Annotated in this window: 13 protein-coding genes and 1 tRNA gene; 12 read left to right on the plus strand and 2 right to left on the minus strand. The window is 67.2% G+C overall.

Going from position 1 to position 12,609, the window contains the following annotated elements; translation table 11 throughout:
- Nucleotides 1-108 precede the first annotated feature (108 nt).
- From GTH22_RS09055 to GTH22_RS09105, 11 genes are all read left to right on the plus strand, one after another.
- Nucleotides 109-291 carry a hypothetical protein gene (locus tag GTH22_RS09055; protein WP_252944865.1) on the plus strand — a complete coding sequence of 61 codons (183 nt, stop codon included), beginning with the start codon at nucleotides 109-111 and terminating at the stop codon, nucleotides 289-291.
- A 75-nt stretch (nucleotides 292-366) separates the two neighbouring features.
- The gene (locus GTH22_RS09060) at nucleotides 367-1,590 is read left to right on the plus strand and encodes an FAD-binding oxidoreductase (protein ID WP_252944866.1); all 1,224 of its coding nucleotides are present in this window, start codon (nucleotides 367-369) and stop codon (nucleotides 1,588-1,590) included.
- Nucleotides 1,591-1,697: 107 nt separating this feature from the next.
- Nucleotides 1,698-2,246, plus strand: a complete 549-nt coding sequence (locus tag GTH22_RS09065; protein ID WP_252944867.1) for a fasciclin domain-containing protein — start codon at nucleotides 1,698-1,700, stop codon at nucleotides 2,244-2,246.
- Between the two features lie 344 nt (nucleotides 2,247-2,590).
- On the plus strand, nucleotides 2,591-4,657 hold the full coding sequence (locus GTH22_RS09070; RefSeq protein ID WP_252944868.1) for a type VI secretion system Vgr family protein: 2,067 nt from the start codon (nucleotides 2,591-2,593) through the stop codon (nucleotides 4,655-4,657).
- Nucleotides 4,658-4,711: 54 nt separating this feature from the next.
- On the plus strand, nucleotides 4,712-5,266 hold the full coding sequence (locus tag GTH22_RS09075; protein WP_252944869.1) for a DUF4123 domain-containing protein: 555 nt from the start codon (nucleotides 4,712-4,714) through the stop codon (nucleotides 5,264-5,266).
- Nucleotides 5,266-5,994, plus strand: coding sequence for a hypothetical protein (locus GTH22_RS09080; protein ID WP_252944870.1), 729 nt, complete (start codon nucleotides 5,266-5,268; stop codon nucleotides 5,992-5,994). The genes GTH22_RS09075 and GTH22_RS09080 overlap by 1 nt, the downstream gene beginning before the upstream one ends.
- A 2-nt stretch (nucleotides 5,995-5,996) precedes the next feature.
- Nucleotides 5,997-6,971, plus strand: a complete 975-nt coding sequence (locus GTH22_RS09085; RefSeq protein WP_252944871.1) for a hypothetical protein — start codon at nucleotides 5,997-5,999, stop codon at nucleotides 6,969-6,971.
- Between the two features lies 1 nt (nucleotide 6,972).
- A complete protein-coding gene (locus GTH22_RS09090; RefSeq protein ID WP_252944872.1) occupies nucleotides 6,973-7,728 on the plus strand; it encodes a hypothetical protein in 756 nt (251 codons plus the stop codon).
- Nucleotides 7,722-8,672, plus strand: a complete 951-nt coding sequence (locus GTH22_RS09095; protein WP_252944873.1) for a hypothetical protein — start codon at nucleotides 7,722-7,724, stop codon at nucleotides 8,670-8,672. Before GTH22_RS09090 ends, GTH22_RS09095 begins: the two co-directional genes overlap by 7 nt.
- The gene (locus GTH22_RS09100; protein ID WP_252944874.1) at nucleotides 8,669-9,418 is read left to right on the plus strand and encodes a hypothetical protein; all 750 of its coding nucleotides are present in this window, start codon (nucleotides 8,669-8,671) and stop codon (nucleotides 9,416-9,418) included. The genes GTH22_RS09095 and GTH22_RS09100 overlap by 4 nt, the downstream gene beginning before the upstream one ends.
- The gene (locus GTH22_RS09105; protein WP_252944875.1) at nucleotides 9,415-9,669 is read left to right on the plus strand and encodes a PAAR domain-containing protein; all 255 of its coding nucleotides are present in this window, start codon (nucleotides 9,415-9,417) and stop codon (nucleotides 9,667-9,669) included. The genes GTH22_RS09100 and GTH22_RS09105 overlap by 4 nt, the downstream gene beginning before the upstream one ends.
- A 158-nt stretch (nucleotides 9,670-9,827) precedes the next feature.
- Here GTH22_RS09105 and GTH22_RS09110 read toward each other — a convergent pair.
- Nucleotides 9,828-9,914: transfer RNA gene (locus GTH22_RS09110), tRNA-Leu, on the minus strand.
- A gap of 77 nt (nucleotides 9,915-9,991) precedes the next feature.
- On the opposite strand from GTH22_RS09110, the gene lipB reads away from it, so the two are divergent.
- Nucleotides 9,992-10,684, plus strand: coding sequence for a lipoyl(octanoyl) transferase LipB (lipB, locus tag GTH22_RS09115; RefSeq protein ID WP_256471569.1), 693 nt, complete (start codon nucleotides 9,992-9,994; stop codon nucleotides 10,682-10,684).
- A gap of 62 nt (nucleotides 10,685-10,746) precedes the next feature.
- On the opposite strand, the gene GTH22_RS09120 is transcribed toward lipB, so the two are convergent.
- Nucleotides 10,747-12,237 carry an autotransporter outer membrane beta-barrel domain-containing protein gene (locus GTH22_RS09120; protein ID WP_252944877.1) on the minus strand — a complete coding sequence of 497 codons (1,491 nt, stop codon included), beginning with the start codon at nucleotides 12,235-12,237 and terminating at the stop codon, nucleotides 10,747-10,749.
- Nucleotides 12,238-12,609: the final 372 nt, after the last annotated feature.

A 12,609-nucleotide genomic window follows, 5' to 3' on the forward strand; every position in this document is an offset into this window, starting at 1 on the left:
TCGCCCCGGATCCGCTTCGGGGCGAAAGCTCCTCAACCTGCGAGTGAGCGAACCCTTGATAAAGGTCCGAACCGGCCCTACCTTGTGACTCCAAGGAGGACCAGTCCGATGACAGACAAGACCCCCGAAAGCACCCCCAACACCGCCCTCAAGCACATGACCGAGGCCGCCAAGCGCCAGCCCGCCGAAGGCGCGCACCCGGCAACCAAGGCCGCATTGCGCCAGCCCACGACCAGCGATGCCGCCCGCAAGGCGCAATACGCCCGCATCGAGCGCGGCATCACCGCCTGACGCCCAACCCGACGTCCCTTGCAAACGGGACGATTTTGGCCAAACCATCCGGGCAGCCACCTGCCCGGATGACCCATGCCGCACCACCGCCCCGCCCGCACCTCCTATGACACCGTGATCATCGGCGGCGCAGTCATTGGCGCCTCGGTGGCCTGGCACCTCGCCACCTCGCCGCACTACAGCGGCAGCATCCTCGTGATCGAGCGCGACCCGAGCTTTGCCCGCGCCTCCACCGCCCTCTCCTCCTCCTCGATCCGGGTGCAGTTCTCGCATCCCACCAATGTCGCCATGTCGCTCCACGCCGGGCAGGTCATTGCCGACTGGCCCGACACCATGGGCACGCCATCCGACAGGCCCGCCCTCGGCTACCACCCCGGCGGCTACCTCTTTCTGGCCGCCACGGCGCAGCAGGAGGCCACGCTGCGGGCCAATCACGCCGTCCAGCGCGCCGCCGGGGCCGATGTGTCGCTCTGGAGCCGCGACGACCTGGCCGCCGCCTTTCCGCACCTCAATACCGACGACATCCGCCTCGCCTCCTACGGCAATTCCGGCGAGGGCTGGTTTGACAGCGCGATGATGATGCAGGGCTACCGCGCCCGAGCCCGCGATGCGGGGGCCGAACTGCTGACGGGCGAAGTCACCGCCCTCACCCGCGCGGGCAGCCGGATCACCCATGTCACCCTCGCCTCGGGCGAGACCATCGCCGCCGGGGCCGTCGTCAACGCCTCCGGCCCGCGCGCCGCCCTCACGGCGCAGATGGCCGGGCTGCATGTTCCGGTCGAGCCGCGCAAGCGCACCAGCTTCGTCTTCGACTGCGCCGCCAGCCCCGAGGGCAGCGCCACCGTGAACGCCGGACGCCTGCCGCTGATGATCGACCCCTCGGGCATCTACGTGCGCCCCGAGGGCCGCTATTTTCTCACCGGCTGCGCCCCGCCCCTCGATACGGCGGTTGATTTTGACGATTTCGAGCCGCGCCATGAAGATTTTGAAAACATCATCTGGCCGGTGCTCGCCGCCCGCTCCCCGGCCTTCGAGGCGCTGAAGGTCGTCAATGCATGGGCCGGGCATTACGCGATGAACACGCTCGACCACAACCTCGTGGTCGGCCCCTCCCCCGAGGTGGAAAACTTCTTCTTCGCCAACGGCTTCTCCGGCCACGGGCTGCAACAGGCCCCCGCCGTGGGGCGCGGGCTGGCGGAGCTGATCGCGCTCGGGCGCTACGCCACGCTGGACCTCTCGGCGATGGGATACGCCCGCATCGCCGCCGCCCGCCCGGCGCTGGAAACCGAGGTGATCTGAGGCCCCCGGCAAAACTTTTCGGCAGCTTGCTGAAACTTTGCCCGTTCTTCCCCCGTGTCTCTTCTCAAGGGCATCCCGCCCCATGACACCAACAGGAAGGACCTCACATGCTTCGCACTCTCACACTCGCAGCCACCGCCGCCGCCCTCACCACAGGCGCCGCCATGGCCGCCAACCCCACCGTCGGCGGCGCGCCGATGCTGGTCGAGCGCAACATCGTCGAGAACGCCGTGAACTCGCCGATCCACACCACGCTGGTCGCCGCCGTCAAGCAGGCCGGCCTCGTCGACACGCTGGCCTCCGAAGGCCCCTTCACCGTCTTCGCCCCGACCGATGACGCCTTCGCCATGGTCAAGCCAGAGTCGCTGAACGCCCTGATGCAGCCGGGTGCAAAGAAACAGCTCACCGAGATCCTCACCTGCCACGTTGTCGGCGCCAAGGCGATGTCGACCGCCATCGCCGGGATGATCGCCGATGACGGCGGCAACCACCCCGTTCCGACGCTGGGCGGCTGCACGCTGCAAGCCAAGATGACCAACGGCAAGATCACCCTCACGGATGAAAACGGCCGCACCGCCACCGTGACCACCGCCGATGTCGAGCAGTCCAACGGCGTGATCCACGTGATCGACCGCGTTCTGCTGCCCAAGCAGTAACGCCACCACGCACGACCCCAGTTGCCCGCCGCCCCCGCGGCGGGCAATCCTTTTTGGCAGGCCCCATTCGCGCCGCCATCCGGCCCCGCACCCCACAGGTTGCCGCGCCCCTCCCGCTTCCCACGCCCCACGCCCCTGCCGCGCCCGCCCTCAAGCAGTCGTCCGCTTGTCATAAGGCTTTGATATTCTGAGCCCAAACTCGGCGTTAAAGCGGCGAATTTCGGCTGAGGGCATACCGCCATGGGTTGTATCCCCCCCAAAATGTCGCCACGTTTGACGGGTTGGATTAACAAAGTGGTCTGTCCGCGCCGTTCACCGGGCAGATATTTTCGGGAACGACGTTCATGCATGGTGTTTTCACGCAGGACCACAACCTGGGCTGGCTGGAAACGGCACTGGGCAAGGATCACCTGCTGCTGGTGAAGTTCTCGGGCACCGACAAGGTCAACGATCTGTTCGAGTATCGGCTGCGCGTGACTGCCCGTCGCGGGCTCGACTTCGATGCGCTGCTGGGCAACCACGCGACGGTCTTCCTCCACACCGTGTCCCATGGCGCCGCCCCCTTCGATGGCATCGTCACCCAGATCCAGTACATCCGCGAGGACATCACGGGCGAAGAGTTCGAGCTGGTGCTGCGGCCATGGTTCTGGCTCGCCGGCAAGCGCCGCCAGCAGCGCATCTTTCACGACATGTCGGTCGATGAAATTCTGGAGGAGGTGCTCCAGCAATGGTCCCACGCCGGCCCCTCCACCCACCGGCAGGCCCTGAGCGCCAACTACCCCAAGCTCGAATACACCGTTCAGTACCGCGAGAGCGACCTCGCCTTTGCCTGCCGCCTGATGGAGCGTTTCGGGATCAGCTACCACTTCGAGCATGAGGGCGGAAACCATTGCCTCGTGCTGACCGACGATCACGAGGCCATGGGCGAGCTGCCGGGCGGCGTGCGCGAGTTTCGCGCGGTCGAGGAGTTCTTCCGCAAGGACGAAGAGCACTTCTGGGCCTGGCGCCGTGCCCGCGAGATCACCACCGGCAAGATCAAGCTGACCGACTACAACTTCAAGATCCCCGGCTCCCAGATGATCACCGAGCAGCTCGGCGATGCGGTGCACGATCACGGCGAAATCGAAAGCTACGACTACCCCGGCGGATACCCCGACACCGGCGAGGGCACCGAGGTGGCGGTGCTGCGCTCGGCGCAGGAACGCAGTGCCGATCGGCGCACCCACGCGCTCGGCGATGTCATCAGCCTCAAGTCCGGGATGCGCTGCGTCGCGGCGGGCGATCACAGCGAGCTGACCATGGGCGAGCAGCACCTCTGCCTCGAGGCGCATCACGATTTTACCGCCGAGAGCTACCGCTCGGGCAGCACCCCCGCCGAGGGCGAAGAGCGCGCCTACAACGGCGCCTACCTGCTCACTCCGGTTTCGGCCCCCTTTGCCCCGGTCCGCAAGACCGCCCAGCCCGTGGTGCACGGGCCGCAAACCGCCCGCGTGGTGGGCGATGGCGAGATCGACTGCGACGAGTACGGCCGTATTCTGGTGCGCTTTCACTGGGATCTCGAAGATGCCTATTCCATGCGCTGCCGGGTCAGCCAGAACTGGGCCGGCAAGGGCTGGGGCGGCATGGTCATCCCCCGGATCGGCATGGAGGTTGTGGTCGAATTCCTCGAGGGCGACCCCGACAAGCCGCTGGTCACGGGCTGCGTCTACAACGGCCGCAACGACGTTCCCTACGAGCTGCCCAAGCACAAGACCCGCTCCACCTTCAAGACCGACACCCACGAAGGCGACGGTTACAACGAGCTGCGCTTCGAGGACGAGAAGGACGAGGAGGAGATCTTTCTTCACGCCGAGAAAGACCACAACACCTTCATCAAGAACAACGAATCTCACCAGATCGGCAACAACCGCACCAAGGTCGTGGGCGTCGACCAGAAGGAGCGCGTCGGGCAGGACAAGCAGATCGATGTCGGGCGCGATCATGTCGAGACCATCGCCCGCGACGAGCGCAAGACCGTGCTGCGCAACTCCGAGCGGCAGGTTGACAAGGACAGCTTCGACTACGTCAACAACCACCGCATCGAGGCCACCTACGCCAACCACCAGGAAGAGGTCGGCGGCCATCACTACCAGAAGATCGAGGGCAACTCCGAGGTCGCCGTGGGGCAGAAGCTGTTTCAGCGCTCCAGCGTGCAGGTGCTCCACGCCAAGGACAAGTTCATCATCGGCGGGCCCGGTGGCACCATCGAGATCAACAACAGCGGCGTCGTCATCCGCGCGCCCAAGATCGAGCTGAAGGGGCCGGTCAACGTCACCTCCGGCGCGCCCGACCAGATCCGCAGCCTCGAGAGCGCGATCAACGAGGGCCTCGATCTTGCGCAGGTCTGCATCCAGAAACTGACGGACGAGTAGGCCGCAATGTCGCGACAGGAGCAGGCAGAACAGGCGGTGAGGGAGCGCGGGCAGATGCGGCGCATCCCGCTCGGTGACAGCCCCCGCGAGGCGCTGGATGCGCTCCTCTTCGGCGCGGTCGAGCCGCGCACCGGCGCCCGCACGCTGATGCAGGGCCCCGCCAAGAAGTCGAAGCCCGGCACCTTCATCCTGATCGAAGCCGCCAAGCGGCCCGACTTCGGCGTGGTGCTCGAAGGGATCGACTGCCCCAGCCTCTGCCTCTACCAGGGCCAGTCCGCCGATGATTTTGCCCGTCACGCGCCCTACATCGCCGAGGTCGAGCCCGGCTCGCGGGCGGCTGACTGGCTGATCGAGGAGTCCTGGGGCAAGGGCTGGGGCGTCTGGCTGCGCACGACCCGCAGCATGACCCAGCTCCGCGCCCACTTCCGCAAGTTCACCCAGCTCTACAACCCCGATGAAGACCGCTGGTACGTGTTCCGCTTCTATGCCCCCGAAACCCTCCGCCGGGTGGTGCCGGTGCTGCCCCCTTCCGAGTTCAGCGCCTTCACCCAGGATATCGGCGCGGTGATCGCCGCCAACGGCGACGGCAGCGCGGCCATCGTGATCTGATGCAGCTCACCTCCGACATCCTCGACCGGTTCAGGACCGGGCGGTTCGAAGAGTTCCTCGATGACGGCTCTGCCCAGCTCCAGAGCCGGTTTCCCAAGCGGTTCGCGCCCTTTTCCGACCCCGACGAGGCGCATGACGCCGGGCGCAATATCGTCGGCCTCAGCTACGAACGCGCCAGCGAGCTGGGGCGGCGCAGCGGGCTGCTGGCCATGCGGATCGCCTTCCTGCGCACCGCATGGGGCATCGGCGTGCTCGACGACCCGCGCCACGAACCCGCCCGCCAGATGGTCAACGCCCAAGTCATGGCCCCCGCGATCAAGGACATGACCGCAATCGGCACCTTCCTCAGCGAGAGCCGCGATCGCTGGGAGGCCGACCCGCTGGCGCGCGGCCGCGCCGGGCGCATCGCGCTCTGTGCAAGGCTCAACGCCGCCGGCCTCGACTGGGATGATCTCTTCGCGCACCTCCAGGCCGCCCATGACGGCGCGGGCACCGGGGTCGATGGCGAGACCCTGCGCAGCTTCGTCCAGCAGGCCTACAGCGATGCGATGACACTCGGCTTTTCCACCGTCGAGGGCGTGCAGCTTCATGTGCTCGCCGCCGACCTCTTCGGCATCCACTTCTGGGATGACCCGCTGCTGCCCCACTGGGGCGCGCTCTACCGCTCCGATCGCGAGCAAAAAGTCGTTCACGCGCTGCGCAGCGCGCTGGTTGCAAAGGAGGCCTGAGCATGGAGCCGATGGAGCCGCAGAACGTCGCCGACAGCGACCCGCAGGATTGCCCTACTGGCACCTGCGGCACCGACACCTACGCCGCCTACGACCCCACCAGCGGCATGGGCGACATGGACCGCGCCCTCGGCCTGCCCAACCCGGCCACGGCGCTCTCGGTCGACCGGATCGTGGCGATGAACGGCAACAGCTTCACCAAGTTCTGGATGAGGTTCATGGACGCCTATGAAGATGTCCACGGCCGCGAAGAGCGGATCAAGACCGCCGCGCTGTTCTACCCCGGCGAGGGGCGCGACGGGCACTACGAAACGGTCTTCAACCCCATCGGCACCCCCTACGCCGCCTCCTACGGCTGGACAGATCACGTCTCGAGCAACCCGTGGTTCTTCGAAAGCTACGAACCCGCGATCTTCTACACCACGCCCGGCAACATCTTCCGCTCGGTCGACCGGATCCACTTTTCCGCCAGCGTCGACCCGAACTCCCTCAGCGACGGCGAGCTGCAACAGCTTGCCCGCCGCCTGAAGGAAGCGATCCAGATCGAGCAGGATTTTGCCCGCTGGGCCGGCTACGCCTTCAACGCCGCCATGGCCGCGGTGACGGTGCTGGCGCTGGTCTCGGGCGTCGGCGCGGTGGTGGCGGCGGGCACCATTGCGCTGCGGGCCGCCGCGATCCTCGTGCTTGCCATCGAGCTGTCCGATGCCGTTGCGCTCGGCACCGGCTATCTCGGCGTGAACGAAGGCCGCGGCGTGAACCCGCTGGAAGAGGCCGCCGCCTTCCTCGGCGGCGCCATCGGCGATGAAGACGGCGAGAAGGCCGCCCGCACCGCCTATTCGATGATCAACATCGCCGTCGGCCTCAAGGGCAAGTGGCGGGCGCTGGCCGTCATCCCCGTCGGCCTCAACTACGGCGACCCCAATGCGCTGCTCGGCCCCGCCGACGCCACGGTCGTCGAAGACTTCACGGGAGGCTGAGATGGGGCGGTTCGACAAGCTGCGCGGCGGCACCGTGGTCAACCTCGTGGGCGAACTGGCCCGCGCCGGGTTCCGGTTCGAGTTCCAGAAATACCCGAACATGCGCAACAAGTGGAAGATCGTCATCACCTGCCCCGCCGGGGCCAAGGCAAACTTCGCCACTGTCATCGGCAGCAACGAGGAGATGGTGAAGGTGGCCGACGCGCTGCGGATGGGCGGCAAGACCTTCCTGTTCAATCTCAGCCAGGCCGTGGGCCGCTTCGGCGAGACCGCGGTGCTGCGCGCCCTGCGCGGCGGCCAGCTCAACCACAGCTTCCGCACCGCCGACGGCACCTTCAACATGCGCAACATGACGCTGGGCAGCACCATCCAGCTCCAGAACAAGTCCGGCCACGGCCTCGACGTCATCACCAAGATCACCGCCCCCCGGCCCCCTGCCCCGCGCTGGGTGGCGATCGAGGTCAAATCCCGCATGGGCAACGAGGTGCCCTTTCCGCGCCTGAGCGCCGCACAGCAGGAAAGCGGCTATATCCAGGGCGCCGCAAACCGCGCCCTCACCGGCATCCAGCGCGCCCGCGATGCCGTCGCCAGAGACAGAACCACGGGCCGAAGCTGGGAAGACCTGATCGGCAATCGTCGCGAAATACAGGAGTTTCAGCAAGCCGCCGCCGCCGGAGATGTCACATCCATCTTGACCAAGGTGGAGCTCGACCTGCAAGGCAACCCGGTGGGCGAACTGATAACAGAGGCATGGTAAAGATGGATCTCTCAGAAACCCCGGTGAAGGAGTCGCTCTCGCTCTACGATGGCGACGTGCTCACCTACCCCTCGGTCCAGGACGGGATCGAGGACATGGAGTATTATCTCGACGGCAACGGCGATTATCACCCGGTCGCAGGGCTCAGCTCCGGCCGCGCCCTTGTGACCGCCCCGCTGTCGCACTTCGGCTACTGGGTCATCGAGCGGCAGGAGGCGCGGGCCGCGAGCCTCGATCTCTCGCAACGCATCCAGTTCCTGCTGCACGTCGGCGAGCACTTCCTGTTCGAGAGCAACCCGCGCCAGCTCACCCCGCCGCTCGCCGGCTACGGCGAAACCCTGCTGCAACTCATCGCCACCGGGCGCGACGACCTGCGCGCCCCGACCGAAGAGATCGCCCTCGCCGTGCTGCAATCGGGCCGCTACGAGCCGCCCGAGGGCAGCACCGGCTACTTCACCCGCCCCTCCAGGATCGGCGTCTTCGCGCTCGAGGCCCTCGCCGCCGCCCGGGGCGAGGCCATCGACTGGGAAAGCTTCCACGTCCCCCCCGACCGCTTCTGGCTCGACGCCGCCCGCATCGGCCTGACAGAGACCGACCCGGCCCGCGCCGCCGAATGGGCCCGCGAGCTCTGCGACGCCCAGCTGCAAACCCTGCAGACCGATCAGGAGAACTTTTCCACCGATGTCTCCTCGGGCCACGAGATCAGCCAGGAGGCGCATTTCCTCTGGCCGATCGCGGCCATCTCCTTCCTGCGCCTGCGCGACAGCCTCGGCCTCGAAACCGCGCCGGTCGAGCATCCGCTGATGGAAACCTCCTTCCGCGGCCTGCAAAGCTGGGTCGTCCCCCCCGGCAGCTGGCCCGGCGCGCCCTGGTACAGCGAGATCCTCGACAAGACCGCCGCGGCCGCGCCCGAGCTTGCCCCCCGGCTGAAGGTCATCCGATGAAGCGGCTGTGTCTCGCCCTCCTGCTCCTTGCCGCCCCGGCGCAGGCCCAGGCTCAGACCCAGGTTGAAGCCCAGCCGGTCACCGGCCTCTTCGTCGAGGCCAGCGGTGAAACCGCGCTCACCCTCACCGCCCACGGGCTGGTTTCCATCGGCCTCCACGAGCCCAAGCTGGCCGCCGCCCGCATCCGCCAGAGCGCCACCGGCGAGACGGTCTCCATCGAGGTCCATGAAAGCGGCGCCGATGCACCCGTGCGCGGCCTGCTCGAACTCTCGCGCAACGCCGATGGCGGCTTCACCCTCGCGGCCGTGCCCCACGACTACCTCGGCCTGCGCCCCGACGACCGGCTCCGCCCCGTCGCCGGGCTGGACGCCCGCTGCCTCGCCCCCATCACCGAGGCCGCCGCCTTTCATGGCGACTACATCGGCCTGCTGCTCCAGCAGCACGCCTTCACCCTCTCCGACACCGAAATGACCCTGCCCGCACAGACGGGCCAGACCTCCGATGGTGATCCCGTCGAGCTGGAGCCCGCAAAGACCATCGCGGTGCAAACCACCCTGACCGCGCCCGACCGCCTGACCATCACCCACCCCGATGGCGACCTCGCAGTCGACCATCTCGGCCTGCGCATCGCCACCGCCGCCGCCTTCGGCCCGCGTGGGCGGGGGATGCGCGAACTCTACCCGCTGGCCACCGACATCTCCTGCATCTCCGAAGCCCGCGACCGCGCGCAGGAGGCCACCCGATGAAGCCCGCCGCCCGCCTCGGAGATTCCCACGCCTGCCCCAAATGCGGCCCCAACACCATCGTCACCGCCTCGGGCGGCCCGCTGCGCGAAGGCACGCCCGTTGCCCTCGTCGGCGACACCACCGCCTGCGGCGCCACCATCCTCACCGGCAGCGCCGCCTGCCGGGTGAACGGCAGGCCCGTCGCCATGGTCGGCTCCAAGACCAGCCATGGCGGCACCATCACCTCCGGCTCGTCGCAGCTGCGGGTTTGACCGCAGCAAGCATCTGATTTCAAAAGGGTTTCGCAAGCCAATCAGGCTTCGCAGCAAGGCACGGAAACGCCGTGCCGAAGCTCGTGTCGATCAACATGAAAAGGGGGCCGGTTCGCTCTCACCGTCGCACGTGGCAGCGCCACTGGACCTTGTGAGAATGGTGCGGTCGAGAAGACTCGAACTTCCACGGGTGTTACCCCACAGCGACCTCAACGCTGCGCGTCTACCAATTCCGCCACGACCGCACGTCTTGACTTGGTGCAGGGCTTCTAGCGAAAGCCCGGCCCGATGAAAAGCGGTTTTTTCACCCTTTTCGCCCTCAATGTCGGGGCTGGATTCTCCCGGCGCAAAGCGCATATCTGAGCCCATGGTGGAGTGGATCACATCCCATGGGCTCACGGGCTACGACGCGGCGGTTTCCGAGATGGAAGCCCGCGCCGCCGCGATCCGTGCCGGCACCGCCTCCGAGGCGGTCTGGCTCGTCGAACACCCGCCGCTCTACACCGCCGGCACCTCGGCGCAGGAGAGCGATCTGCTCGCGCCAAACCGCTTTCCGGTCCATGCCTCGGGCCGGGGCGGGCAGTACACCTACCACGGGCCGGGCCAGCGCGTGGCCTATACCATGCTCGACCTTGCCGAGCGGGGCCGCGACGTGCGCGCCTTCGTGCACCGGCTCGAAGCCTGGATCATCGCCACCCTCGCCGAGTTCGGCCTGACCGGCGAGCGCCGCGCGGGGCGCGTGGGCATCTGGATTCCCCGCCCCGACAAGCCCCCCCTCCCCGACGGCTCGCCCCGCGAAGACAAGATCGCCGCCATCGGCATCCGCCTGCGCCGCTGGGTGTCGTTCCACGGCATCTCGATCAACCTCGAGCCCGACCTCGAGCACTTCTCGGGCATCACCCCCTGCGGCATCTCCGGCCACGGCGTCACCTCGCTGGTGGACCTCGGCCTGCCGGTCACGATGGACGATCTCGACCTCGCCCTCCACCGCGCCTTCATCGCCACCTTCGGCTGAGAGCCGCACACGAAAAGGGCCGCCCCGAAGGACGGCCCCCTGCATCTCTCGTCCGTTTCGGCTCAGAACCGGAAGCTCACCTTCAGCCCGCCCGAAACCTGCTTCAGGTCGCCGCCGAGGCCGCCGAGCTGCACCGAGGTGTCAATTCCGTAGCCGCCCCGGGTGGCAAAGCTGCCGCCCACTTCCACGCGGCCGGTCCAGCCCTCGTCCACCAGCAGTTCCGACACGGTCTCGGTCGGGGCATCGGTGTCGCTGTGATCGGCATAGACACCCACGAAGTAGGCGCCGTCACCGAACGGGCGGGCATAGCGCGCACCCAGGGAAAACTGGCTGAAATCAACCGACTGCTCGCCAGTGCCCGCCAGCGCGCCGCCGGTGCCTTCCACCGTCTGGGTGCCGTAGGTCAGCCCCAGCGACGGGGTGATCGTGGCGCCCGCATAGGCAATGTCGTAGCTCCCGCGCAGGGTCAGCGCCCGCAGGCGGCTTTCGCCCTCGCCGGTGGTTCCGGCATTCGACTGGTCGAAGCTGCCCTTGCCGAGGATCACCGAGGCCTCGCCTGCCCAGGCGCCGCTGCGATAGGCGAGGTAGGGCTGGAGGTAGATCATGTCGCCCTCGTGGCTGAAGGTGCCTGTCGCGGTGGCGATGGTGTCGGCCCCGAGCGACAGACCGGCAATCAGCCCCGGCGACAGCTCCATATCCGCACCAACCTGCACCCCGGCCCCGCGAAAGCTGCGGTCCGCCGAGTCGTCATCGGCGTAGAACCCGTTGAAATCGACCCAGGTGTAGACATTGCCCTTCAGCCAGTCGTCACCGCCCGGCGCGGTCTTGGTGCCCAGCGTGTAGGGCAGACTGTTGGCGCGTGCCGCAAACGAGTCGCTCGCGCGGGACGAAATCAGCGACCGGCCATCGGCCACGATGATCTGGCTCGCCCCGACGCTCGCCGCCGCGAGTTCGTCGAGCGGCTTGACGGCCGGGCCGAAGAGCAGGTCGAAAGCGAGGTCTGCATGGGTGTACCAGGTCCAAGTTCGAGTGGTCCACGCCTCTTCGTCGTCGCCATAGTGTTGATAAAAGAACTCGCCGCCCTCGTACACGTCCCCGGCAGTAGCGGTCCAGTTTGCACGCCCTGGAGACCGCGCATGGAGAAAGATAATATACTGTCCGGCGCCAAGCGTCACAGGCCCAACCTCGGTCAGGACAATCGCAGGCTCATCCAGCGACGACGTCGTTCCACTACCGGCCGCCAATGCTTCGCCCAGCGCGTACCGGCTTGCCGCGTCCCAAGCGAACACACGCAAGTCGTAATCTATTTCTGTCGCATCGGAGTCGATCTCGAATGCGACACTCCGCAGGCTGACGTCCTTGTCGAAGGTGAAGGTCTGGCCGTACGCATGGGTCGCTGAACCACCCCAAGTATGAATATAGCCGCCTCTCAGGTCCATCGTCGACAGCTGGGTGTCGGTGTCGATGATCGGCGCCGGCACTGGCGCTGCCGAAAGCAGTCCCGGGAGCGCCGTGCTCATGAGCAGCGCGGCGGCAAAATTTCTTTGGGTCATGTGACGTCCTTGCTCGAATTCCCTCGTCGGCAAGAAATCGCCTATCTCCCGGCCTCCTTCAAATGTTAATTACGCGCCCAGAGCGGCCCGGGTTTCCCCTGCGGCAGTAAAGACACAGCATGCCCACTACCGCCGCCCACTACCGCCGCACGCTCCCCAACTCTGCCGCCTTTCGCGCCGCCAACCGCCAACGTCGCCCGCCTGCCGCGCCTCCGCGAGCAGTCACCCGGTTGCGCCGCCCTCGCCGCACCCCAGTCGAACCGCCGCAAGATCGAACGCCGCCAAGCCCGGCACCACCCTGCCATCCCCCAAACCAGCCCCCGACACGGCGACATTCCGCCTTTCCCGGCCCCTCCCTTCCCTAGCGTAAGC

The sequence above is a fragment of the Oceanicola sp. 502str15 genome (assembly GCF_024105635.1).
Classification (GTDB): Bacteria; Pseudomonadota; Alphaproteobacteria; order Rhodobacterales; family Rhodobacteraceae; genus Vannielia.